Origin of the sequence: Massilia sp. BSC265, assembly GCF_000740675.1 — a bacterium.
Lineage (GTDB): Bacteria > Pseudomonadota > Gammaproteobacteria > Burkholderiales > Burkholderiaceae_D > Telluria.
Genome location: NZ_JPXI01000022.1, coordinates 80,938 through 106,471, shown reverse-complemented (window position 1 = coordinate 106,471; position 25,534 = coordinate 80,938). Strand labels below are relative to the sequence as shown.

Annotated in this window: 16 protein-coding genes; 9 read left to right on the top strand and 7 right to left on the bottom strand. The window is 64.9% G+C overall.

Features of this window, described 5'->3' with window-relative positions; genetic code table 11:
* Positions 1–5: 5 nt before the first annotated feature.
* Both MA09_RS03865 and MA09_RS03860 read right to left on the bottom strand, forming a co-directional pair.
* Entirely contained in the window at positions 6–962 is a 957-nt protein-coding gene (locus MA09_RS03865) for an alpha/beta fold hydrolase (RefSeq protein WP_036245611.1), read from the bottom strand.
* A gap of 2 nt (positions 963–964) precedes the next feature.
* A complete protein-coding gene (locus tag MA09_RS03860) occupies positions 965–2,209 on the bottom strand; it encodes an alpha/beta fold hydrolase (protein ID WP_229440543.1) in 1,245 nt (414 codons plus the stop codon).
* A gap of 122 nt (positions 2,210–2,331) precedes the next feature.
* Between MA09_RS03860 and MA09_RS03855 the strand changes: the two genes are divergently transcribed.
* From MA09_RS03855 to MA09_RS03840, 4 genes are all read left to right on the top strand, one after another.
* A complete protein-coding gene (locus MA09_RS03855) occupies positions 2,332–3,051 on the top strand; it encodes an autoinducer binding domain-containing protein (RefSeq protein ID WP_229440542.1) in 720 nt (239 codons plus the stop codon).
* A gap of 272 nt (positions 3,052–3,323) precedes the next feature.
* Positions 3,324–5,705, top strand: a complete 2,382-nt coding sequence (locus MA09_RS03850; RefSeq protein WP_229440541.1) for a TonB-dependent siderophore receptor — start codon at positions 3,324–3,326, stop codon at positions 5,703–5,705.
* A 96-nt stretch (positions 5,706–5,801) separates the two neighbouring features.
* Positions 5,802–6,770, top strand: coding sequence for a universal stress protein (locus tag MA09_RS03845; RefSeq protein WP_200883025.1), 969 nt, complete (start codon positions 5,802–5,804; stop codon positions 6,768–6,770).
* A 32-nt stretch (positions 6,771–6,802) separates the two neighbouring features.
* Positions 6,803–8,503, top strand: coding sequence for a cation:proton antiporter (locus MA09_RS03840; protein ID WP_036245605.1), 1,701 nt, complete (start codon positions 6,803–6,805; stop codon positions 8,501–8,503).
* A 30-nt stretch (positions 8,504–8,533) separates the two neighbouring features.
* On the opposite strand, the gene MA09_RS03835 is transcribed toward MA09_RS03840, so the two are convergent.
* Genes MA09_RS03835 through MA09_RS03815 form a run of 5 tightly spaced genes read right to left on the bottom strand, consistent with a single transcriptional unit; the run spans position 8,534 to position 15,546 of the window.
* A complete protein-coding gene (locus MA09_RS03835; RefSeq protein WP_036245604.1) occupies positions 8,534–9,373 on the bottom strand; it encodes a universal stress protein in 840 nt (279 codons plus the stop codon).
* Entirely contained in the window at positions 9,364–10,554 is a 1,191-nt protein-coding gene (locus tag MA09_RS03830) for an acetate/propionate family kinase (protein ID WP_051933144.1), read from the bottom strand. Before MA09_RS03830 ends, MA09_RS03835 begins: the two co-directional genes overlap by 10 nt.
* A complete protein-coding gene (locus MA09_RS03825) occupies positions 10,551–11,966 on the bottom strand; it encodes a bifunctional enoyl-CoA hydratase/phosphate acetyltransferase (RefSeq protein ID WP_036245603.1) in 1,416 nt (471 codons plus the stop codon). The genes MA09_RS03830 and MA09_RS03825 overlap by 4 nt, the downstream gene beginning before the upstream one ends.
* A 56-nt stretch (positions 11,967–12,022) precedes the next feature.
* Complete coding sequence (gene fabI, locus MA09_RS03820) at positions 12,023–12,796, bottom strand: enoyl-ACP reductase FabI (RefSeq protein ID WP_036245602.1); 774 nt, start codon at positions 12,794–12,796, stop codon at positions 12,023–12,025.
* Positions 12,793–15,546, bottom strand: a complete 2,754-nt coding sequence (locus MA09_RS03815; RefSeq protein WP_229440540.1) for a cation-transporting P-type ATPase — start codon at positions 15,544–15,546, stop codon at positions 12,793–12,795. Before MA09_RS03815 ends, fabI begins: the two co-directional genes overlap by 4 nt.
* A gap of 309 nt (positions 15,547–15,855) precedes the next feature.
* Between MA09_RS03815 and MA09_RS03810 the strand changes: the two genes are divergently transcribed.
* The 5 genes from MA09_RS03810 (at position 15,856) to MA09_RS03790 (ending at position 25,534) form a co-directional block, all read left to right on the top strand.
* Complete coding sequence (locus MA09_RS03810; protein ID WP_081897409.1) at positions 15,856–17,658, top strand: alpha/beta hydrolase; 1,803 nt, start codon at positions 15,856–15,858, stop codon at positions 17,656–17,658.
* A gap of 696 nt (positions 17,659–18,354) precedes the next feature.
* Positions 18,355–18,663 (top strand): hypothetical protein, encoded by a 309-nt coding sequence (locus tag MA09_RS03805; RefSeq protein WP_152594550.1) that lies wholly within the window; start codon positions 18,355–18,357, stop codon positions 18,661–18,663.
* A 50-nt stretch (positions 18,664–18,713) separates the two neighbouring features.
* Positions 18,714–20,972, top strand: a complete 2,259-nt coding sequence (locus MA09_RS03800) for a hypothetical protein (protein ID WP_152594549.1) — start codon at positions 18,714–18,716, stop codon at positions 20,970–20,972.
* Between the two features lie 3 nt (positions 20,973–20,975).
* On the top strand, positions 20,976–23,168 hold the full coding sequence (locus MA09_RS03795) for a glycosyl transferase family protein (RefSeq protein ID WP_081897408.1): 2,193 nt from the start codon (positions 20,976–20,978) through the stop codon (positions 23,166–23,168).
* A gap of 2 nt (positions 23,169–23,170) precedes the next feature.
* Positions 23,171–25,534, top strand: coding sequence for a hypothetical protein (locus tag MA09_RS03790; protein WP_036245600.1), 2,364 nt, complete (start codon positions 23,171–23,173; stop codon positions 25,532–25,534).

The window sequence follows — 25,534 nt, the reverse complement described above, 5'->3', positions numbered from 1 at the left end:
CGGTGCTAGCGCCCCGGTTTTCCCGGCGGCGTCCTGTGGAGGAAATCCGCGTAAAACCTTGCGGTTTCCTTCGGGTCTTCCATCATCGGCAGATGCCCCATCCGTGGAAGGATACGGAGGTCGACGTGCGGCAACAATCCTTTCAGGGTCTGTGCCCCGGAGACGTCGAACACCTTGTCCCTGCCGCCCCATAATGCCAGCGATGGCACGGCCACCCTGCCGACGTGTTCCTGCAGCAGGTAATGCAGCAGATAGCGGTCTTTCAACTGCTCATCCCACATTCTCCGGTTGGATCCGGCATTGGCGATTGCATCCCGCTCTGCTGCCTGGAGGATGGGATAAGGCAGGAAAGGCCGGTCCGCAAACACCAGCTTCATCATGGCATCGAACTCCCCGGCATTGCGCGCCACCAGCGGCGCCTGGCCGGCCTCGATGAGCCTGTCCATCTCGCTGGCTGTTTCGGAACGGATGCCGTGCGGTGCGCCGATGAAAGCAAGGCTGGCCACGCGCTCCGGATAGCGGATAGCGAACAGGGCGGCGATCGTGCCTCCCATGGAGTTGCCGGCGATATGAGCGCGTGCAATGCCAAGCGAATCCATGAACTGCCTGAGTCTTTCCGTTTGCGTCGCATAATCGTAGCGCTGGCCGGCGTGACGGCTGCTCTCGCCATAGCCGGGCAGGTCGGGAGCGATCACATGGTAGTGACCGGTCAGCCTGCGTGCGAAGTCGACCCAATGGTCTTTTTCTGCAAATATGCCGTGCAAGAGCAGCACGGTCTCGCCTTGGCCGCCCTCCAGATAGTGAACGGTATGCGCATCGAATCGGCCGGTCTTTTCCTCGAGACCAGACAGGCTGCGGTTCAGGGTCAACAAGGGTTCCCTGAACATTTCCGGAACGCTGTAATAAGCGGCGGCAGTAGCGGCCAGAAGACCTGCCGCCGACCATCGCGCAATACGCTTCATGCTCAACGCGCCAGGGCCTGCTCGGCCTTGGCCAGGTTGGCGCGGTAGCCCGCCAGCACCTTGTCATCCTTGCCCTGGGCCTGGGCCAGCGTGACCGCCTTCATGAACTGCAGCTTCGCTTCCAGCGGCTTGCCCGTCGCCAGCAGCACTTCGCCGTAGCTGTCCTGCACGTTGTCCGAGGTGCTGAACTTGCCGGCATTTGCCTTCATGAGCCGTTCGGCCAGCACAGGCTGCTTGCGCGGCCCGAGCAGCTCGTAGCCGATGCGGTTGAGGTCCGCTTCGCCAAAGCCGCTGGCTTCCAGCGCCTGTGCCATCTCGGCATCGGAACCGCCCTGCTCCAGCCGGCGCAGCAGTTCGGCACGCGCCCCTTCACGCACACGCTTGATGCGCATGCTTTCGGCCGCCGCGATCACGCCTTCGACCGCCGAGACAACGAGCTGCGGCTGCTCCTGGTGGATGTTGTGGCCGCTCTCGGCGGTGACAATGTGGCTGCCGTTGCTGAAGGCCCGGAAGAAGCGCTCGTGCAGCCCGCGCCAGACCTGTACCGCCGCCGGGGTCTCGAGGAAGAGCTGTGGCTGCTCGCGCTTCTGTACCGAGGTCAGCACCGCCACCGGCACGTCCGGCAGCGTCCCGGCGAACGGCAGCTTGCCGCTGTCGAGCACCGCCTGTACGCTGCGCAGCTCGGCGTGGAATTTGGGCGGCACGAACTGCTCGGTAAGCTTGTTGTCCTTGTCCACGGCCGCGGCATCGAGCTTGCGCAGCTCGACGTTGAACGCTTCGTCGCTTGAGTCCACGAACACCATGCCCGCCACCTGCTCCGGATGGCGCACGGCGAAGCTGCGGACCAGGAAGCCGCCATAGGAATGCCCGACCAGCACGAAAGGCGGCTTGAGCCCGGCCGTGGCGATCAGCTGCTCCAGTTCGTCCGTGCGTGCCGCGATGGTCGGCGCTTCCGGCCGCGCATCCGACTTGCCGTGCCCCGCACGCGAATAGGCCACCACCTTCGCCGATTTCGCCAGCGCCGGGGCGACGTTGCGCCACACGCCCATGTCGCGTCCAAAGCCTGATTCCAGGATCACGGTGTAGTTGCCGCTACCGAGCGTGGCCATCTGCACCTGGTAATGACCGACCTTGATGGTATCCGGCGCGGGCGATGCGGCATGGATGGTTCCCGACAGCGCGAGCGCCAGCACGGCCGCGGCGATGCGACCGCCGCAAGAAAGCAAATGCGGAAGTGGATAAGACACGGACATCTCCTGAAAGTAGTTGTTATTCCAAACACATACGGTGACAATGGCTGGGGTCTCCATTCTACGGAAGGCCCGGCGGCATCGAAACTGTAAGAACTGACAGCGGAGAGGACTGGGTGGTGGTGAAGGATGAGCAACTGAGCGGCTGGCGCGAGGACTGTCTCGCAGCCATGGCGCAGGCGCCGGATGCGGCGAGCCTGCATGGATTGGTTGCCCACGCCGCGCGCGACCTCGGTTTCGATTACTGCGCCTATGGTTTGCGCACACTCCTGCCGTTCTCGAACCCGCGCACCGTCATGGTCAACAACTACCCGGCCGCATGGCAGGCCCGCTACGCACATGCAGGCTACCTGGCCGTCGATCCCACCGTGGCCCACGGCGCCGCGTCTCCGCTGCCGGTGCTGTGGAGCGAACAGCTGTTTGCCGGCGCCCGCCCGCTATGGGAAGATGCGCGCGAACACGGACTGCGGGTCGGCTGGGCCCAGCCCTCGCGCACCGCCGACGGCAGCAAAGGCCTGCTGACCCTGGCGCGCTCGCACGACGCTCTCTCGAGCGCCGAACTGCGCAACATCGAAGGCAGCATGTCCTGGCTTGCCCATGCCACACATGCCGCAATGGCGCGGCTGTATCAGCCAGCGGCGGTTGGCGTGACACTGACTGCGCGCGAAGCCGAAGTACTGCGCTGGATGGCCGACGGCAAGACCTCGTCCGAAACCGGCCAGATCCTCGCCCTGTCAGAACGGACGGTGAACTTCCATGTCGGTAATGCGCTGGCCAAGCTGGGCACGGCCAACAAGACCGCCGCTGTCGTGAAAGCCGCGCTGCTCGGCCTGATCTAGCGCCAGGCAGGACACAGGCAGGACACGTTCCGCGTGCAGCTAGCACATGCACATCATCCTTTCCATCCCCGTCTCATCAATACACGAAATTCAGTAAAACTGTTGTGTATTGCACAGTTGACACTTGTACTTACGTAAATATTTCTCCAAAATCAATTCGCAGCAGTTATAGGAGACCTGGTTTTTTGTGATGGATTAACTCTCGACAAGGGGACAAGATGGTGAATCAAACGACGAAACGGGCATTGGTCGCATCGACACTGGTATCGGCCATGGCATCGGCGTTCGCGCAGGAAGCGACGAATAGCCAGGCCCAGGGCGATACGGCGACCGTGGTCGTGCTGGGTTCGCGGACCCAGGCCAAGACCGCACTGGACACCGCCGTGCCGGTCGGCCTGATCAGCGCGAAAGACCTGCAGTCGGCCGGCTCGCTCGAACTCGGCAAGGTCCTGCAAGACCTCGACCCGTCGTTCAACTTCACCACGACTTTCATTAGCGACGGCACCGACATCATCCGCCCCGCGACACTGCGCGGCCTCGGTCCCGACCAGCTGCTGGTGCTGGTGAACGGCAAGCGCCGCCACCAGCAGGCGCTGGTCAACGTGCAGCAGACCATCGGCCGCGGATCGGCCGGTACCGACATCAATGCCATCCCCCTGTCCGCGATCCAGTCGATCGAAGTGCTGCGCGACGGCGCAGCTGCGCAGTACGGCTCCGACGCGATCGCCGGCGTGATCAACATCGTGCTGAAAAAGGGTGTTACCGACACCCAGCTCAGCGCCAGCGTGGGCACCACCAAGGAAGGCGATGGCGACACCTATACTGCCAGCGCCCACAAGGGCCTGGCCCTCGGCGCCGATGGCGGCTACCTGAACCTGTCGGTCGAAGGCCGGCGCCGCAACGAAACCAACCGCGCCGGCCCCGATACCCTGCGCGTGAACCCGCCGCGCGTCACCCAGCGCATCGGCGACAGCCTGGCCAAGGACGGCTACCTGTGGCTGAACGCCGCGCTGCCGGTGGGCGGCGGCGAACTGTACACCTTTGGCGGCGCCTCGAAGCGCAAGGGCGACGCCTCGGGCTTCTTCCGTTCGGCGGGCGATGCGCGCAACGTGCCGGCCGTGTACCCGAACGGCTTCCTGCCGAACATCATCACCACCGTCAAGGACGCTTCGCTCGGCGTCGGCTACAAGCATGACCTGAGCGGCGACTGGAGCGTGGACCTGAGCGTCAACCACGGCCGCAGCGAGCTCGGTTTCCACGAGCGGAACTCGATCAACGTCAGCTACTACTACGAAAACGGCAGCTCGCCGCTCGAAGCCGATACCGGCAAGCTGAAGTTCGACCAGACCACCCTCAACCTCGACTTCAAGGGTTCGGTCGACTTTGCCGGCGCCCCGCTCTACATCGGTACCGGCTTCGAATGGCGCCAGGATAACTACCAGATCGTGGCCGGCGACCCGGTCTCCTACCAGTACGGCCGCACCAACGACCCGCGCAAGATCATCCGCGACCAGACCGGCGGTATCGCCGCTTCCGGCATCCAGGGCTTCCCGGGCTACACCCCGGGCACCGAAGTGGACGACGGCCGCCACAACACCGCCTACTACGTCGACCTCGAACGCAAGATCGGCGACACGCTCTCGCTTGGCGCGGCCCTGCGCCACGAACGCTATTCGGACTTCGGCAACACCACCATCGGCAAGCTGAGCTTCCGCTACGACCCGTCGCGCACGATCGGCCTGCGCGCCAGCGCCTCGACCGGCTTCCGTGCGCCCGGCGTGCAGCAGAAGTTCTACAGCTCGGTGTCGACCAACCTGAATGCCGCCGGCGTGCTGACCGAAACCCTGACCGCGCGCGAGAACAGCGCCGTGACCCGCGCCTTCGGCATCGCCCCGCTGCAGGAAGAGACGTCGAAGAGCGCCAGCGTCGGCATGATCCTGCGCCCAACCCAGAACTTTTCGGTGACGGCCGACCTGTACCGCACCAACATCGACGACCGCATCGTGTTCTCGTCGAACATCGCGCCGGAATCCGGTCCCTGCCCGACGGCCGCCGCCTGCCCGATCAAGGCCATCCTCGATCCGCTGCGCGTAGGCCAGGCGCAGTTCTTCACCAACGCGATCGACACCACGACCACCGGCTTCGACCTCGTGGCCCAGCACACCACCCGCGGCCAGGGCTCGACCCTGGTGCTGTCCGGCCAGCTCGGCTTCAACCGGACCAAGGTGAAGGACCGCCATTCGCAATCCTCGGTGCTGAGCGGCGCCCAGCTGTTCGACGATACCCAGGTGACGCTGATCGAGAAGGGGCAGCCGCGCCAGCACCACGTGGTGGCGGCGGACTACACGGTCGGACAGTGGAATGCGACGGCGCGCGCGAACTACTTCGGCGAAGTGGAGGGCCAGGGCTTCACGCCGGGCTTCATCCAGACCTGGTCGGCGAAGTGGATCCTCGACCTGACCGGCCGCTATAACTTCACCAAGAAGCTGAGCCTGACGGCGGGCATCAACAACGTGTTCGATACCTATCCGACCAGGTGGGATCCCGTGAAAGCGGCGCCATTCCCGCAGCTGGGCTTTACCTACTGCTGGGAGACCTGCCCGTTCGGGATCAACGGACGTTCGTATTATGTCAAGGCCGACTACAGCTTCTGACCGGCCATAGCGGCGGGCGCGGCGTTCTCCGGGACGCTGCCTGCGTTTGCTGTCATAATTAGAACGGCAACATGCGGGACACTTCATGCACGACTGATGCGCCTCTTGACCAAGGGAGAAGTAGCCATGCAGGTATTTAATAACATTGTGTTCGTCAGCCGCGGGCTGACCCGCGACGTTGATGCGTTACAGCAAGCTCTCAGCCTCGCGCGCATCTACCGTGCGGACCTCCAGGCCCTGGTCGCCTGCCCCGACTTTCCCGACGACCTGGCCATCTACAAGGATGGCTACACGCGCTGGCTTGCCGAGCAACTGGAGAGCGCCCTGCAAGTGGCCCGCGAGGCCAGCGGCGTCGGCGCACAGGATTGCCCTGTCCCGGTAACGGTCGAATGCGGCGACACCCCCGCCGTGCGCATCATCCGTCATGCATTGAAGCAGGCGAACGATCTCGTGCTCAAGGAAGCGGAAAGGCATGACGACGGCAGGGGATTCACGGCGGTCGACATGGAACTGCTACGCAAATGCCCTTGTCCCGTCTGGCTGAGCCGCCCGCCCGGCAAACCCTGGGACCAGGTCAAAGTTGCCGTCGCGATCGATCCGCAGAGCGCGGAACCGGAAGGGCAGGCACTCTCGCTGCGCCTGCTGCAGCTGTCGCGTTCGCTTGCCGATACTTGCAACACCGAGTTGACGATCGTCTCTTGCTGGGATTTCGCGGCCGAGGAGTATTTGCGCGGCAGCCCCTGGGTCAGGATGCCCGAAGAAGAATTGCTGGAAGCCGTGCTCGGCGTACAGCGCCGGCATCGCCGCGATTTGGAAAGCGCAATCAAGCAATCCGGCATCGGCGGACCTACCCGGATCGAGCATGTCCGCGGCCGTCCCGAGCAACGCATTCCGCAGCTCACGAAAGAGCGGAACATCGACATCCTGGTCATGGGCAGCCTCGGACGGACGGGCATTCCTGGATTCGTGATCGGCAACACGGCGGAAAACCTGGTCCAGGCCCTGAGCTGCTCGCTGCTGGCGCTTAAGCCCAACGGTTTCATTTCTCCAGTAAAAGCATACTGAGCGAAATCGGCGCCGCTTCGTCATGCGATACGATGCCTGATCTCGCCTTCCTGCAGACCTCGCTGTTCTACGAGCTGACCGCGCTGCTCGCGCTGGCCGCGCTGGTCGGTTACCTGGGCCTGTTGCTGCACCAGCCGATGATTGTTTCCTACATCGCCACCGGCATCCTGGCCGGGCAGTCGGTGCTCGGCATCGTGCATTCCACCGACAGTATCGCGACACTGGCGGAACTCGGCGTGGTCGTGCTGCTGTTCCTCGTCGGGCTCAAGCTCGATCTCCACCTGGTCCGCACGCTCGGCGGGGTATCGCTGGCCACGGGACTCGGCCAGGTGTTCTTCACCTCCGCCATCGGCTTCCTGATCTGCCTGGGGCTCGGCCTGGACACGGTAACCTCGCTGTACATCGCCGTCGCCCTGACCTTCTCCAGCACCATCATCATCGTCAAGCTCCTGTCCGACAAAAAAGAGGTGGACTCGCTGCATGGCCGTATCGCCATCGGCTTCCTGATCGTGCAGGATCTGGTGGTGGTGCTGGCAATGATGGCGCTCTCTGCCTTCGGCATCGGCAGCGCGACCGGCGGCGGTGGCGAAGAAAGCGCCTGGCTGCGCATCGGCCAGGTCGTGGCGGCCGGTCTCGCCATGCTCGGCGCGACCGGGCTGTTCATACGCTACCTCGCCACTCCGCTGGTCGGCCGCATCGCGCATTCGCCGGAGCTGCTCATCACGTTCGCACTGGGCTGGGCCGCCTTGCTGGCAGCGCTCGGCGACTACCTAGGCTTCGGCAAGGAACTGGGCGGGCTGTTGGCCGGGGTGTCGCTAGCATCGACGCCCTACCGGGAGGCGGTCGTGGCGCGACTGTCCTCCCTGCGCGACTTCCTGTTGCTGTTCTTTTTCATCGCGCTCGGCTCCCAGCTCGAGCTTGGACTGCTGGGCGCGCAAATCCCCTCCGCTCTGCTGCTGTCCCTGTTCGTGCTGGTCGGGAACCCGCTGATCGTATTGGCGATCATGGGCCGCATGGGCTACCGCAAGCGTACCGGCTTCCTCGCCGGCCTGACCGTGGCGCAGATCAGCGAATTCTCGCTGATCTTCATGGCGATGGGGATGGCGATGGGCCATGTGGACGCCGATGCCCTGGGGCTGGTGACCCTGGTGGGCCTGGTCACGATCGCGCTGTCGGTCTACATGATCACCTGGTCGCATGAGCTGTACCGCCGGCTGGAGCCATTCCTTGGTCCCTTCGAGCGCAAGGTGCCTGAGCGGGAAGCTGCGCCGGCGCCGGACGCGCCGCAGAGCGCCTACGATGTCATCCTGTTCGGCATCGGGCGCTATGGCTCCGCCATCGCGCAGCGCTTGCGTACGAAAGGGGTGAGGCTGCTGGCCGTGGACTTCAATCCCGATGAACTGCGGCGCTGGCACGCCGCAGGATACGACGCGGTTTACGGCGACGCCTGCGACGAAGAGTCCGTGGCCTCGCTACCACTCGGGTCGGCGGCCTGGGTCGTGTCCGCCTTGCCACAACACGAGCTGGGGCTTACCCATGAAGATCCGCGCCTGGTGCTGATGAACGCGCTGAAACGCCAGGGCTACACCGGCAAAGTCGCTATTTCCACGCAACGCGAACAGGATGTCGAACTGCTGCGGTCGAAAGGCGCCGACCTGGTCTTTCTTCCCTTTCAGGACGCGGCGGAGCGTGCGGTCGACAGCATGTGCCAAGCCGGTCTGACACGCACCTGAAAACCTGCATCGCGATAAGATGCGACAAGCTCAGTGGGCCATCCACACCGGAACGCGCATCGACTCGAGCATGGCGCGGGTAGCTCCGCCCATCAGCATTTCGCGCAGGCGCGACCGGCCGTAGGCACCCATCACCACCAGATCGGCGCCGCAGTCCACGCTGGCGCCGACCAGCGCGGCGCCGGTATCGCCGCCGGTGATGTCGACGTCGACCTCGACGTTGACGCCATGGCGCATCAGGTAGAGTCCCATGTCGGCGCCAGGCCCGGCGTCTGCCTCGATCAGCTTGCGGTCGGCATCGACCATCACCAGGTGCACCTTGTCCGCCTTGCGCAGCACCGGCAAGGCCGTGCCGATCGCGCGGCGCGCCTCGCTGCTGCCGTTCCAGGCCACGGCCACCCTGGTGCCGACGGTTGCGAACTCCCCGCGCGCCGGCACCACCAGCACCGGGACCGGACTGTTGAGCATCACCCATTCCGGAAAGTCCTGCCACGCGGCAGGCGCATTGCCGCCGCCCCTGGTCTGCCCGACCACGACCAGATCGCTGCACAGGCCATGCTGGGCCAGCGCCAGCCCGGGTTCTTCCTCCACCAGGCGCGTTTCGACAGTCTGCACCCCCAACCGGCGTGCCTGTGCTTCGAACGCGGCCAGCGCAGCCATGCATTGCTTCCTGGCCGGCCCGGTATCGACCGGGATCGCCGGCACGATCGGCTCGCTCACGCCAGGCATGACGACCGGCGGCGACCATCCGGTCGGCGCCACGCCGATCAGGTGGGCATCGTATGCAAGTGCAAGCTGGGCTGCCAGCGCGACACGGGTACTGCACCGGTCGGTGCCGTCGATGTGCACGACAATGGTTTTCAGGGACATGGTCGATCTCCTTGGATTGGTGTGGGTTGATCATGACTGTTGTGCAGCAGCCCGGCCGCGTGCCGTGCCGCGATCCATTCCTCGTCGGTCGGTTCCACGGCCACCGTGACCCGGCTGGCCGGCGCGGAAATCAGATGGCTGCACGCCTGGTTGGCCGCGTCGTCGACCACGATGCCGAGAAAGGCGAGACCGCCGCAGACCCGTTCGCGGATGGCCGCGCTGTGCTCCCCTACGCCGGCCGTGAACACCAGCAGGTCGAGTCCTCCGAGGACCGCCACCAGCGCGCCGATCTCGCGCACGATGCGGCGCACGTACAGCGCCAGGGCATCGCGTACGCGCGCTCCCGTGTCATCGGTGCGCGCTTCGTTGGCCAGCAGGACCGGCAGCTCGGAAGACAGCCCGGACACCCCCGCCAGGCCCGATTCGCGGTACAGCATATGGGTGAGCTCGGCCACCGTCATCCGGTCGTTCTCGAGCAGATAGAGCAGCACGCCCGGGTCGAGGGAGCCGCTGCGCGTTCCCATCATCAAGCCGTCGAGTGCCGAAAAGCCCATGGAGGTGGCCACGCTGCGGCCGGCGTGCATGGCGCACAGGCTGGCGCCGCTGCCCAGGTGGGCGACGATGACCCGGCCGTGCGCCCGTTCGCCATGGCGCTCGGGAAGCACCTGCGCCATGTATTCGTAGGACAGGCCATGAAAGCCGTAGCGCCGCAGCCCCCGCGCGCGCACTGCCGCGGGCAGCGGCAGCAATTGCTCCACCCGGGGCAGGGTGTGATGAAAAGCGGTGTCGAAGCACGCGACCTGCGGCATCTGGGGGTGATCCGCCATCAGTGCGGCAATCGCCTCGAGTGCGAAGGGCTGGTGCAGCGGCGCGAGCGCGACGAAGCCGGTCAGGTCGGCCAGGACGGCGGCGTCCACGCGCACCGGCGCGGTGTATGTTTCCCCGCCATGCACCACCCGGTGACTGATGGCGTCCAACGCGCGCCCGCCCAGCCGCGCGCGTGCACATTCGAGTACATGGACCATCGCACTGCGGTAGGGATGCGCGCCGCCGGTGGCATCGATCTTGCCTTTCCACACCGGCTGGCGCGGCACGTCTGCGCCACGCGCCTCGAACAGGGCAAACTTGACGCTGGAGGATCCGCAGTTGAGCGCCAGGATCATGCGGGTGCCGGCGCTCATGGCGGCGCGCTGCGGTAATGGTGCGCCAGCAGCAGTGCGATGGCGCAGGAACCGAGCCGGGTTTCGACCGAGTCGGCGCGGCTGGTGAGCACGATCGGGACCCTGGCGCCCAGCACCACGCCCGCGCTGCTGGCATCGCCCATGAATTCGAGCTGCTTGGCGAGCATGTTGCCGCTTTCAAGGTCGGGAACCACCAGCACGTCCGCACAGCCGGCCACCGGCGAACTGATTCCCTTGACGTGCGCGGCGGCCGCCGACACCGCGTTGTCGAACGCCAGCGGACCATCGAGCAGGGCGCCGGAGATCTGGCCGCGCTCGGCCATCTTGCACAGTGCCGCCGCGTCGAGCGTGGCCGGCATGACTGGATTGACCGTTTCGACGGCCGCCAGGATGGCCACGCGCGGCTCGGCGACGCCGATCGCATGCGCCAGGTCGATGGCATTGCGCACGATGTCGGCCTTGTCTTCCAGCGTCGGAGCGATGTTGATCGCCGCATCGGTGATGATGAAGGGCCGCGGATAGGCGGGCGTCTGCATCAGGAAGCAGTGGCTCAGGCGCCGCTTGGTGCGCAGGCCGGGCGCCGCTTTCAGTACTGCGCGGATCAGCTCGTCAGTGTGAAGACTGCCTTTCATGAGTGCCTCCACCTTGCCGGCGGCGGCCAGCTCGACCGCGCGGGCGGCGGCGGCATGGCTATGCGCGGCATCTTCGATGTCCACGCCGGCCAGGTCGATTCCCGCCTGCGCGGCCACCGCTTCCAGGCGCGCGCGCGGCGCCACCAGCACCGGTTCGATCAGGCCGGCCGCACGCGCATCGAGCGCGCCGGACAGGCTCAGCGCGTCGCAGGGGTGGACCACCGCCACGCGGATCCGGCCGAGCGGGCGCACCCGTTCGAGCAAGCGATCCAGGCCGCCGCCGGTGCCGATGCGTACTTCCGGCAGGGTGGCGCTGGGGCGTTCGATCCTTTCGGTCGGCGCCAGCACCGTCGCCTCGCCTTCGATGACGGTTGCGCCATGCTGGTTGGTGCAGCTGCATGCCAGCGTCAGGATCGGCTTGTCGGTAGCGCGCGCGGTCACGGTCACGCAGATGACCAGGGTGTCGCCTACCCGCACAGGCGCCTGGAAGCGCAGGGTTTGCCCCAGGTAAACGGTGCCCGGCCCGGGCAAGCGGGTTCCCAGCACGGCCGAGATCAGCGCCGCGCCCCACATGCCATGGGCGATCAGGCCGTGGAAACGGGTCGATGCGGCAAACTCGGCATCGAGGTGCTGCGGATTCATGTCGCCGGACATCAGCGCGAACAGCTGGATGTCTTCCAGGGTCAGGGTGCGTTCGATGGAGGCGCTGTCGCCGACCGCGATCTCGTCGAAAGTACGGTTGCGAATGGTCTGCGGCAAGTCGCGCGGCGGCCAGCTCATGGCGCTATCCTTTCATGATCGGTTGCTGCGTGTGGTGGCGTGGCGTTCGACATGCGCTAGCCAAGGATGTGATACCCGGCATCCACGTACAAGGTGTTGCCGGTAATGGCCTTGGCGCCGTCGCCGGCAAGGAATGCGCACAGCGCTCCCACCTCGGCGATGTCGACCAGGCGGCGCAAGGGCGCGCGCCGGGCGGTTTGCGCCAACAGTGCCTCGAAGTTCGGGATGCCCGACGCCGCACGCGTGGCCAGGGGTCCAGGCGAAATGGCGTTGACGCGAATGCCGCGCGGCCCCAGCTCGCAGGCCAGGTAGCGTACGCTTGCTTCCAGCGCGGCCTTCACCGGCCCCATCACGCCATAGTCGGGAATCACTTCCTCGGCGCCGATATAGCTCATCGTCATCAGGCTGCCGCCTTCGCTCATCAAGGGTTCGGCCAGCCGCGCCATGCGCGCGAACGAATGGCAGGAGATGTCCATCGCGCGCGCGAATCCTTCGCGCGAACAGTCGGCGACCCGTCCGTGCAGGTCGGACCGGGGCGCGAACGCGATCGAGTGCAGCACGAAGTCGAGCCGTCCCCAGCGGGAGGCGATGGCTTCGAAAACGGCTTCGATGGCGCCGGGCTGCTCGACGTCCAGCGCCATCGCGATGTCGGCGTCGAGCCGGCGCGCCAGCGGTTCCACGTAGGCGCGCGCCTTGTCGTTGAACCAGGTGACGGCCAGCTCGGCGCCGGCATCGCGCATGGCCCGCGCACAGCCCCAGGCAATGCTCTGTTCGTTCGCAATGCCGACGATCAACCCTTTTTTTCCTTGTAAGCTTCCTGCTTGCGTCATATCTTGCCTCCGGTCGGCGGCGCCTGGGGTGCCGATTGCTGTGTCCCGTATCGGTGGTGTTCCCCGGGGGCTTGCCCTGTCTCCCGCTGAAAGGCCTGCATGCGCAGGCGGATCTGTTTTTCGGTCTCGATGACGGCGAACAGGGCCACGCCCGTACCAACGATGAGCACGCCATCCCACAAGCCGACCGCTACCGTGCCGAAGACGGATTGCATGGGCGGCAGGTAGGTGATGGCGAACTGCGCGGCGGTGACCACGGTCACGACCGTCCACACGACCCTGGTGCCGCGCACCGCCTTCCAGTTGAGCGAGGTCCCATAGATATTCCGGATGAAGAACAGGTGGAATATTTCCATGACAACCAGGGTGTTCAATGCCATGGTGCGCGCCAGCTCGACTGGATAGCCGCGCTCGGTTGCATAGAAATAGATTCCATACACGCCGCACAGGAACAGCACGGATACCAGGACGATATGCCAGACCAGACCGCCGCTGAGCAGCGCTTCGTGGCGCGGCCGCGGTGGACGACGCATGCTGCCGTCCTCGGTCGGCTCGAATGCCAGGGCCAGCCCCAGGGTGACCGCCGTGATCAGGTTGATCCATAGAATCTGCACTGGCGTCACCGGCAGGGTCATCCCGAACAGCAGCGCCACGATAATGGTCATCGCCTCGCCGGCATTGGTCGGCAGCGTCCAGCTGATCAGCTTCTTGATGTTGTCGTAGACGGTACGTCCCTCGCGCACCGCGGCGGCGATGGAAGCGAAATTGTCGTCCGCCAGCACGAGTACCGCCGCTTCCTTGGCTGCTTCGCTGCCCTTCTGTCCCATGGCGATGCCGGCATCGGCGCGCTTGAGGGCGGGGGCGTCGTTGACGCCGTCGCCAGTCATCGCCACGGTCAGCCCGTTCGCCTGCAAGGCCATGACCAGGCGCAGCTTGTGTTCGGGACTGGTGCGGGCGAAGATGTCGCAGTCGCGGGCGGCCTGGCGCAGCCGCAGGTCGTCGATGCCGTCCAGGTCGGACCCGGTGAGCACGGTATCCGGATTTTCCAGGCCGATCTGCCTGCCGATTGCTGCCGCCGTGCTGGCATGGTCGCCGGTGATCATCTTGACCCGAATGCCCGCCTGCCGGCATTCGGCCACCGCGGCGATCGCCTCCGCACGGGGCGGATCGATCATGCCGACCATGCCCAGCAGCGTCAGCGAACCGTCCACGCCCTCGTGATCGAGTACCGCATGGTGCGCGTCCACCTGCTGGACCGCGAAGGCCAGCACGCGCTGGCCCAGCGCTGCGACGGCTTCCGCCCGTGCGCTCCAGTAGGCAGGCTCGAGCGCCGCCGCCGATCCATCCGCGGCGCGCTGGTACCGGCACATCGCGAGGATGCGCTCCGGTGCGCCCTTGACGAAAACGTGTCCGCGCCCGTCGCGGTGGTGATTGAGCGTGGCCATGAAACGATGCCTGGCGTCGAAAGGGATGACATCGGTACGCGTCCACGACGCGTGCTCGGTGCGCGCATCGATCCCCATCTTGCCCGCGAAAGCCAGCAGGGCCCCTTCCATCGGATCTCCTTGTACCTGCCAGACGCCGTCCCTGCATTGCAGCGAGGCGTCGTTGCACAGGGCCGCGGTACGGGCAAGTTCGTGCAGTATTGCGTGCTCCGACGGCGCCACCGCACGATCGGCCAGGCGCAGCGCACCGGCCGGCTCATAGCCGGTTCCTTCAAGCGAGAACAGGTGCTCCCCAGTGATCACCGAGGCGACCATCATCTCGTTGCGGGTGAGCGTGCCGGTCTTGTCGGTGCAGATGACGGAAACCGATCCCAGCGTCTCGATGGCAGGCAGGCGCCGCACGATGGCATTGCGGCGGGCCATCGCCCGCACCCCGGAAGCCAGTGTGATTGTCAGTACCGCTGGAAGACCCTCGGGGATGGCGGCCACCGACAGCCCCACTACTGCCATGAACAGCTCGCCGAAGTCACGATGCGGGGTCAGGTAGCCGTACAGCAGCAACAGTGCCGCGATGATGAGGATGAATATGGTGAGCCACCGGGCGAACACCGCCATCTGCGTCACCAGCGGCGTCGTCAGGGTCTCCACCGTCGACAGCAGGCCGCTGATCCGCCCGATCTGCGTGCCGGTGCCCGTCGCCACCACCACGCCCCTGGCCTGGCCGCCCGTGACCAGCGTGCCGGAAAAGACCATGCAGGTACGGTCTCCCAGGGGAGCGTCGGAAGCGACCGGCCTGACGTTCTTGTCGACCGGGACCGACTCGCCGGTCAGTATCGCTTCCTGCACCGACAGGCCGTGGGCGCTGACCAGGCGCAGGTCGGCGGGAACCTTGTCGCCCGCTTCGAGAAGCACGATATCGCCGGGCACCAGTTGTGCTCCCTCAATACAAATGCGCTCGCCTTCGCGAACGACATTGGCATGGGGCGCAAGCATCCCGCGAATGGCGTCCATTTCCCTCTCGGCCTTGCCTTCTTGAATGAAACCGATCACTGCATTGGCCAGCACCACTGCCAGGATGACGCCGGCATCGATCCAGTGGCCCAGGGCCGCCGTGACCACGACGCAGCCCAGCAGGACGTAGATCAGGATGTTATGGAACTGCAGGATGAAGCTGAGGAGTGCGCTGCGCCGCGCCGTTGCGGGCAGGCGGTTCGGCCCGTGCCGCGCGAACTGCGCCTGCGCCTGCTGCTGGCTGAGTCCCGCCGGTGAACTGTGCAAGGCCTCGTAGACAGTCTCGATGGACAAGGTATGCCAGTCAGCCTGATCGGACCGAGGGGTAATTGCATCGGGCACGCTGTTCTCCTGTCGGGCTGCTTCGATCGGGAACCGGAATTCCGCACGGACTTCCTTCGTCGTCGGAAGTGTGCTTGCCGGTCCTGCTCATGCGTCGAATGCTAGCGCGATTCATGAAGGATGAGACGGGGTGTTAGCCAACTTCAGGCTCACGGCGTCGAAATCTGATGCATTTTTGACTTAGGTCAAAAACAAGCGCGGCGCGCGCCATATCTAATAAGGCTCGCCCTACTCACCAGCACGACGTCCTGAAAGTACACAATGCAAGGCACTGAAACCGAGAGCGGCAACGACCTGTCCAGGTCCACACTGGCGGCGGACCAGACCGTGCCGCTCAGCGAGCGGGCGCGGGAGGGCAGCAGCTGGCAAGGGGGGACGCGGCACGCCTATCCCGAATCGCATATCGAGCAGGCCGAGATCGACCTTCATCTGAATGCATGGCTTGGCCGCTTGACGGGCAACATTTCCCCAGCTGCGCTTGCAGGGGCCTGGCAGGATTGGGCATCCCATCTGCTGCTCTCGCCCAACAAGCTGCTCGAACTGGGGACGCAGGCGGCCGTGAGCTGGCAGCGCTGGCTGCATTGCGGCGCCTACCCTGTGCAGCCCCTGGCCCAGGACAAGCGTTTCAACGGTCCGGAATGGCATGCCTGGCCGTACCGTCAGATCAGCCAGGGATTCCTGCTGACCCAGCAGTGGTGGCACCGGGCTACCACCGGGGTACGCGGCGTGTCGCAGCATCACACGGACGTGGTCTCTTTCGTGGCCCGGCAGATGCTCGATAGCCTTGCACCCTCCAATTTCCTGGCTTCTAACCCGGTCGCGCAGCGGATCGCCTTCGACAGCGGTGGCCGCAGCCTGCTCAACGGTGCCATGCGCGCCGCCGACGATGCGCGCCGGATGCTGTCGCGCGCGCCGGCACCAGTCAGCTTCAGGCCTGGAAAAGACGTGGCGGTCACACCGGGCAAAGTGGTGCTGTCCAACCCGCTGATGGAGCTGCTCCGCTACGACGCGGCGACACCGACGGTCCACGAGGTTCCGGTGCTGATCGTGCCGGCCTGGATCATGAAGTACTACATCCTGGACCTGTCGCCCGAAAATTCCCTGGTGCGCTACCTGGTGAACCATGGCCACACGGTCTACATGATCTCCTGGAAAAATCCACAAGCGGAGGACCGCGACCTGTCGCTGGAAGACTACCGCCGCCTTGGTGTCATGGCTGCCATCGATGCCATCGTCGACGGCGAAGAAACCACCAGGGTCAGCGCCTGCGGCTATTGCCTGGGCGGGACCCTGCTGGCCATCGCGGCCGCGGCGATGGCACGCCATGGCGACGAGCGCCTGGCCAGCATGACCATGCTCGCCGCGCAGGTCGACTTTACCGAACCCGGCGAACTCTCCCTGTTCATCGACGAAAGCCAGGTCAGCTTTCTCGAGGCCACCATGTGGCAACAGGGTTACCTCGACACCCACCAGATGGCCGGCGCGTTCCAGCTGCTCCGCTCGAACGACCTGATCTGGTCGCGCCGGCAGCGCCACTACCTGCTCGACATTCCTGACCGCCACAATGACCTGGCCTCGTGGAACGCCGATACCACGCGCATGCCGTATCGCATGCATTCGGAATACTTGCGTAAGCTGTTTCTGAACAATAGTCTGGCCAGCATGCGCTATATCGTCGATGGACGCCCGGTGTCGCTGAACGACATCCGCGTCCCCGTGTTCGCCGTTGGCACCTTGACCGATCACGTCGCGCCGTGGCGCTCCGTGTACAAGATCGTTCATCTGACCGACACCGAAGTGAGCTTCCTGCTCACCTCGGGCGGACACAACGCCGGCGTCGTATCCCCGCCGGGAACGCCGGGGCGTACCTACCAGGTCGCAAGTCGTGCGCACGACGCCCCCTACCTCGACCCGGACAGCTGGCAGGAACAGACGCCGACGCACGAGGGAAGCTGGTGGCCAGCCTGGCAAGCATGGCTGGCAAGCCATGCGGGCGGCAGGCGCGCGCCACCGCCAACCGTTCCTGGTATCGATGCCCCCGGGACCTACGTGCTCCAGGCGTAATGCGGCCGTTCCAGCCACGAGGACCCAGCCAGGATTTCCCCGCACGCGCTCGCAGCACAGCCATGTCGCCAGCCCGGATATCCGGTACGCCGGCAGCGCCTGTGCTCCGTTCGTAAGGGAGCGATTCTCTTGGCGGCGCTCGCGTCACCAGAGCAGCAGCATCGCCAGCGTGAAGGCGAGCGCAAGCGGCCAGGCCGGGAAAGCACATACCACCCTCACCCGCATGTACACGGTTTCCTGCGTTGGCCCGGCAGCGGCAACTCTCCTGGCGCCAGCCATTCAATTGATGCGCCTGTCCAGTTGCAGTTCAAAATCTATTTCTCAAAATCATCGTGTCAAATTGCCTACTATACGACGTTATGTGCAATATAAATTTCGAAACTTAACGTCAGTTTTCCACAACGAAACACGCAATAATTGACAAAATTAATGACGTCACCTAAACCAGCGATACTTTTTTACTATAATGTAGGATGAATCCTACACCGTCCTTGCTGGCTGGATTTTTCCGAAGATAGCAAACTTTTTTCCTGATGCCGTCTGGCGATTGGCAGGAACTGCGTTCGTTCAGGATCGAACGGTGTGATCGTCCACTTCTCCATCGAATGGCATATGAAAATACTCAGCGTGTTTGGTACCCGGCCTGAAGCGATGCAAATGGCTCCCTTGGTCCAGCGCCGGTCGCAGGAACCGGGGGTGCAAAGTGTTGTCTGCGCCACCGGCCAGCTTCGGCAGGTGCTGGAACAGGTGCGCGATTTATTCGCAATCAAGTCCGACTACGACCTCGGGCTGATGACGCCCAGCCAGACGCTCAACACGCTGACGGCCCGCACCTTCGCGGGCAACACCGTCGACGTGACCGAGAGGCCGGAGGCCCTGGCCGCCGGCACCGTCAAGCTCGTCGGTACGGCGCCGTCGCGCATCGTGGACGCCATCCTTGGCCGCGAAGTCGATGAGTTGAGCGTCGACCTCCCGCTGCCTGCCCCCGCCCTGGCCGCTGCCTGAATCGTTTCCACATAAGGCCGGCGCCCCGCGGGACGCCGGCGATGTTTACCATGCCAATGCTCGAGAACCTTCGCAACACCATACACGCTCCACGAATCGCCACAACCCTTGCTTGCCTGATCGCTGTCGCGGCCTTCACCCTGCCGCCAGCGTCGGCGCAAGCGCAAGCACAAGCAATGACGCAGGGCGACACTGCGGCAGGCTTCTTCCGCAATCTCGCCGGCGATCCATGGATCCGGCGCGAGATCACGCTGAAAGACCTGGGTCTGGCCGGTCCTGTCGTGCTCGGTTCGCCGGACAATCAGCGCGACTTGTATCTGCCGGTGCCTGCCGGCGTGCCCATCGCCGACGGCACCATCAAGCTGGCCGCCAATTACATGCGCTCCGACGGCGGACGCACGTCGATGGTGGTGTCGATCGATGGCTATCCGGTTTCGTCGCGGACAGCCGTCGAGGACAAGGGTGATGCGGGCAGCGTCATCGGGGTGGACGCGGGGCCGCGCGAAAGCGGCTTCCTGCGCCTCGGCCTGAAATGGACGACGGCTGTTGCGGCCGAGTCAGCCTGCGCCGATACGCGTACGCCTGGAAACATCCTGCGTATCGAGCCGGCCACATTCTTCTCTTACCGTTTCGACAGCAAGGCCGTGAAGGACGTGAAGACCGCCTGGGGCGCCCTGCCCGGCGCCCCGGTGCTGCTGGTGGCCGGCAAAGGAATCTCCCCGGGCAGCTACGACAGCGCGTGGCGCATCGGCGTGGCGCTCGAACGCGCGAATCGCCGGGTTCGCATCGTGACGCTACCGGCAGTGGGCCAGTCGATCGATCTGGGCCAGGTATCCGTGCCCGCCTCGCTGATGTCGGTTCCCGCCTTCGCGGCAATCGCCTCGGGCGGCACGCGCAAGCTGGGCAGCCAGGCCGAGGTCGGCGCCCTGCTGGCGCTCGGCCAGCGCGGCCCGTATGCGGCGGATCTCGTCGTTGCCGACCCCGCGCTGTTGAACGCCATCCGCGGCGGCTTCGACGCCCTCGCCGAGGAACTTGGCCGGACAGGCAATCCCGAGCTGCTGGCGGCATTCATGGACTGGAAAAAGACAGCCTTGCAGGCGAACGAACGCGCGATGCAGCCGAAGGAAGTCCGTCTCGACTACTTGCTCGGCAAGCCAGTGATTGCGATCGCCCCCGATGCCGGCGAAAAGGCCGCAGCCCTGTTCGGCGATTTCTGGCGCCGGCTGGGCCATACGGCGAGCGGCATCGTTTCGGTGGTCAACGACATCAGTGGCGAGCGGGAGAAGATGACCTTCGCTGCGCTCGGCGCGAACCTGGGCAGTTTCGACGTGCTTGCCCGCGGTGAATGGGCAGTGAACTTCAGCCTTGCCCAGGTCGCGTCGGGTGGCAAGCGTCCGGCCGAACTGGTGTTCGACCTGGCAGCCACGCCCAGCCCCGGCCGCACGCCGCCGATTGCTTCGGTCATGCTCAACGGCGTACTGCTGGCGTCGGCGCAGCTGTCGACCGATGGAAAACGGCAAAGAATCATCGCCGGCATTCCGCGCTACGCCCTGGCGCCCAGCAACACGCTCCGGGTGAGCTTCGTGCGCCAGATGTTCAGCGACCAGTGCAAGGAGACGCCCGAAGCCTATCCTGTCAATGTACTGCCCTCGAGTCACATCGTCTTGAAAAAAGCGGACCCCGAGGCGAGTTTCTCGGGAATGCATCCGCAGTTCATCGCCGGCGCCGAGGTCGCGGTACCGGCGCACTACCTCGACGCGCCAGGTGCATCCCTGCCGACCCTCATCCGTGTGGCCGAAAGCGTCGGCGTCATGCCTTCGCACGCCCGATTCCAGGTTGTAGCGAAAGGAAATGCCTTGCAGCCCAGCGCTGCCTTCCTCGCCTTCGACGTAGCGGTCAAGCAGGAGCACGCCAAGGTCCGGGTCGAGGACACGCGCCTCGTCCTGGCCAGCGCCGACCGTCCCCTGCTCGACATCACGGGCCTGAACGGTGTGGCCTTGCTGGAAGTGGCGCGCACGGCAGGGCAAAACGGCGTGGTTTTCCATTCCATCGCTGCCCGTACCCCGGTCATCGAGAAGCCCTTCCAGCTTGGCCGTACCGACATCGCGGCCGTGGCGGCCAATGGCGTGGTCCTCGAGATCAACAGCGACAACCCCGATGGCCAGGACATCATCGACGAAACCGCCGAGCTGCTGAGCACGCGCGAGTTATGGACTGGGGCCGCCATCCTGCTCGTCATCGGGTTTATCGGACTGCTCGTTGCGGCCAGCCGGGCCCGCCGCAAGGCATCAGGCAATACGGAACATTGAGGCATGGATTTCGCGCTCGACTACCTTGCGGCCGATTATTACGCGGCGCTGGAACTCATGGCCGCGCTCGTCGCGATCGTGATCCTGCTCTCGGCGCTGGATGATATCTTCATCGACGCATGGTACTGGGTGCGGACCATCTACCGGCGCCTGGCGGTCGAGAAAAAAAATTACCGCCCGCTGACGTCGGCCGACCTGTGCGCAAAGGGCGAGCAGCCGCTGGCCATCATGGTGCCGGCGTGGTTGGAGTACGACGTGATCGCAGCCATGATCGAGAACATGGTGGCTGTGCTGGATTACCGGAACTATGTCGTCTTCGTCGGCACCTACGTCAACGATGCCGCAACGATCAAGGAAGTCGAGCGCATGCGGCGCCGCTACAAGCAGCTCAAGCGGGTCGAAGTGCCGCATCCCGGTCCCACCTGCAAGGCCGATTGCCTGAACTGGGTCGTACAGGCGATTTTTCTCCATGAACGCGAGACCGGCACCGAGTTTGCCGGTGTCATCCTGCACGACAGCGAAGACGTACTCCATCCCCTGGAGCTGCGCTTTTTCAACTACCTGCTGCCGCGCAAGGACATGATCCAACTGCCGGTCGCTTCGCTCGAGCGGGAATGGTACGAACTCGTCGCCGGCACCTACATGGATGAATTCGCGGAGAGCCACGCCAAGGACATGGTGGTGCGGGAGAGCGTTGCCGGCATGGTCCCCTCGGCCGGCGTGGGAACCTGCTTTTCGCGGCGGGCCCTCCAGGCCTTGTGCTCGGAAACGGACAACCAGCCATTCAACACCAGCAGCCTGACCGAAGACTATGATATCGGGACCAAGCTTTCGCGCATGGGGATGCAGTCGATCTTCGCCAAGTTCCCTGTCCAGTACAAGGTGACCCGCCGCCATTGGTTCGGCACGCGCAAAGAAGAGCAATTATTGCTGGAAATGCCTTTGTCGGTGCGCGAGTATTTCCCCGATACGTTCCGCACCGCCTACCGGCAGAAAGCACGCTGGGTCCTTGGTATCGGGCTGCAGAGCTGGGAGCAGATTGCCTGGTCGGGTTCGCTTGCCTCGCGCTACCTGCTGCTGCACGACCGCAAAGGCATCGTGACGGCCTTCGTCAGCATGCTCGCCTATTTCCTGTTCATTCAGTTCATCTGCTTCCAGGTAGCCGCCGAGTTCGGCTGGTGGTCGAACCACTACCCGTCGATGTTCTTGTCCGAAACGTGGTGGGATTCGATCCTGTATCTCAACGCCGGTGCGTTCGTGGTACGCGCCTTGCATCGCATCTATTTCGTGAACCAGCTTTATGGATGGCGGCATGGCCTCCTCTCCGTGCCGCGGATGATCGTGGCCAACTTCGTCAACTTCATGGCGGTTGCACGCGCATGGAAGCTTTTTCTGCTTTACCTGTTCCGCGGCCAGCGCCTGGCCTGGGACAAGACCATGCACGACTTCCCCACCACAGATCAGCTCAAGCGCAACCATCAACGGCTGGGCGAGCTCCTCCAGTCATGGCAGGCGGTCGACGAGACGCATCTGGAGATTGCCCTGAAGGACCAGCAAAGCAACCGCCTGCCGCTCGGCCGCCTGCTGGTTTCCAAAGGCTGGCTCGACGACGAAACGCTTGCCGAGGCCATCGCCTACCAGGCGGATCTCCCGCGTGCCACGCTCGACAGGCACAGCGTACTGCGGCTTCGGCATGCGATACCGCTCGAGCTGGCGATGCAACTCAGGGCGCTGTACATCGGCGAGGACGAAGGCGGCCAGGCATTGCTGGCAGTGGCCAGTCCGCTTGACGATTCTGCGCTCGAACGGGTCGCTACGGTGCTCGGCAAGAAGCCGCTGCAGCAGATCGTGCGCGAAGGCGAAATTGCAGAAGGCCTGCGCCTGCTGCGCGGCGACGGCCACAGCCTCGAGGTCAGCCACGGCACCGTGCCGCTGCTGGGCGACATCCTCATTGCCCAGGGGCACATCGAGCGGGCGCGGTTCGAGTCGGCCTTACTGAACTATCGACCAGCGCAGCACGGCCGCATCGGCGACTACATGGTAGACAGAGGAATGATCAGCCAGGAAATCATCGAAAAAGCGCTGGCGGAACAGCGGGCCCACAGCGAGCGTGCAAAAATCCGCGCCAATGATGACAATGCCCTTGCACACATCGTCACGACGGCCGAGGCGCCGGCCGTGCCGATGGCAGCCTGACCATGACATTGAAAACGACCATCCTGATTCCCGTGCTGTTCGCCCTGTCCGCCGCAACGCCCGCCGTGGCGCAAAGCGAACTCCCTTTGACGGGGCCCGCCTACACGATCGCTGAACAAGCTTATAAGCAATATGCGGCGGGTAATTACAAAGCGGCTGAAGAACTTGCACGCGAAGCGGTCAGGCTGCGGCCCGACCTGCCGCGATTGCGCAAGCTCTTGAATGACAGTGTTCGCGCCGGCAGGGCGGCACAGGCCGGCAAGGTCTCGGGCGCCAGGCCGAGCGCACGGGGCTTTCGCCATGCCGACGAGGCCTACCGCGCTTACGCGCTGCGCGACTATCCGGCTGCAGCGGCCGCGGCGCGGCGAGCAGTCGCCGCCGACCCCGCGAATCCGCGCTACGCCCAGCTCTTGATCGATGCCGTGGCCGGCAGCGGTGCCGAGCAAGCGCTTCAGGAAACGCTCGCCGCCGCGCTGGCGCGCTTCCCGCGGGATCCGGGAGTACATGCGGCGGCACTGCGGGCCAAGCAGACCCTGGCCCTGACATGGCGGCAACGCATGTACCTGGCTTTGCAGGCAAAGGATCATGCCGGTGCGATTCAGGCAGCGCGCGCGAGCATCCGGTTCGATCCCGCCTCGCTGGTAACGCGGACCATCCTTGTGCACACCCTTGTTTCGGTCGGCCGCTTCGAAGAAGCGGCCAGCGCGGCACAAGCTGCGCACCCGACGTCGCCGGCGCTCCTGGCACTGGCCGCATGGGCCGACATGGCGCGCGGCGAGGAGAAGCAGGCCGCTGATGGGTTCGCGAGAGCCATCTCGTCCGCCGCCGATGACGATGAACGTGCGGCGATCGGGCTTGCCGCCGCCGATGCCGGCCTGGCGCGGGCCCCGCAACATGCGGGCACCCTGCCTTCGGGGCGCCTGCCAGAGCTGCGCTGCGAGATGGAAGCCTGCCGCCTCGTGCCGGCGACAAGCGGCGCCAGTCCTGCGTACAGGGCGGCGGAGGAAGCCTACGCGGCCTATGCGCAGGGCAATTTTGCATTGGCGGTCGAGCGGGCCCGGGAAGCCGTATCCCTGTCGCCCGACAGCATTCCCTTCCGGCGCCTGCTACTGCAGGGCTTGAGCGCCGCGAAACGCCAGCATGAAGCCCTGGCGCTGGCGGACGCATTGCTGCGCGAAGTGGAAGACGATGCCTCGCTGCTGTATGCCCGTGCGGAGCTCAATCTCCAACTCGGCCGTGCGGAGCAGGCAAGGCGGGATTTCAACCAGGCCTTGACTACAGGCAAGCTCCCGACCGCGCACACCCTGACCGCGCTGATCGAAACCGGTCGCGGCATGGAGGCACGCGTCATGCTGGAAGGCGAGCCGACCAGCATGCAGTCGATCACCGCCCTGGAACGGGCATACCTGAGTTTGCGCGTCAACGACAGCGCGCTTGCGACCCGATACTTCCAGCAGGCGGATGACCTGGGTCAGATGGGAGGGGCTGCCCTGGCGGATGCAGCTTATGCCGCCGTACATAGCGGCCAGGATCTTGCGGCAATCCGCTATTTCTCGCGCGTGCTCGACGCACAGGACGCAGGCAGCCTCCCCGCCACGGCGGAGCAGCGCTTCGGCATGCAAAGAGCCATTGCCGAGCTGGGGCGCCGATGGGGAACCCAGGCCAGCCTTCGCTACGGCGCAAGCGATACGCGCGGAACGATCGGCAGCCCGGGACAGGTACGCAACGACAATACGCAGCTGGGAGTCGAGACGTGGTGGCGTCCGTTCGGTTATCGCAATGGCGAGATGGTCGAACTCTACGGCCGCCTGTTCGACACCGTGGCTGCCGAAGCAGGTGCGCCGAAAGGCGCGGCCAGCGTGCAGGGCATGCTTGGCGTCCGCTGGAAGCCGTGGTCGGCGCACAACCTGCTCTTTTCCCTCAACAAGCTGGTGGCGCTCGGTTCTGCATCGACAAGCGACTGGCTGGTCCAGGGCGCCTACTCGGCAGGTACCGGAACCGACATCGCGCCCTCGCGCACCCTTTGGTTCACCGGACAGTTTTACATCGAGGCGGGGCGCTATCTCGAGGCAGGCCGGAATTATCTGTCCAGCGAGACCCAGCTCGGACACACTTTCCGGTTCAGCAACATCTCTCCCGCGCTCCTCGTCACGCCGCACCTGAGTCTTGCTGCCGATTACAATTCTGACGCTGCAAAGAAACATTCGGCCGCCCTTGGGCCCGGCGTCCGCATGCGTTACTGGTTCAGGGGAGACCGATATGCCGCACCGCGCTCTTACATCGATGTTCTTGTCCAGTACCGGGCACATGCCGCGGGGGACCGCCGCGTGGCCGGTACCGTTTTCGCGCTCTCGACCCAGTATTAA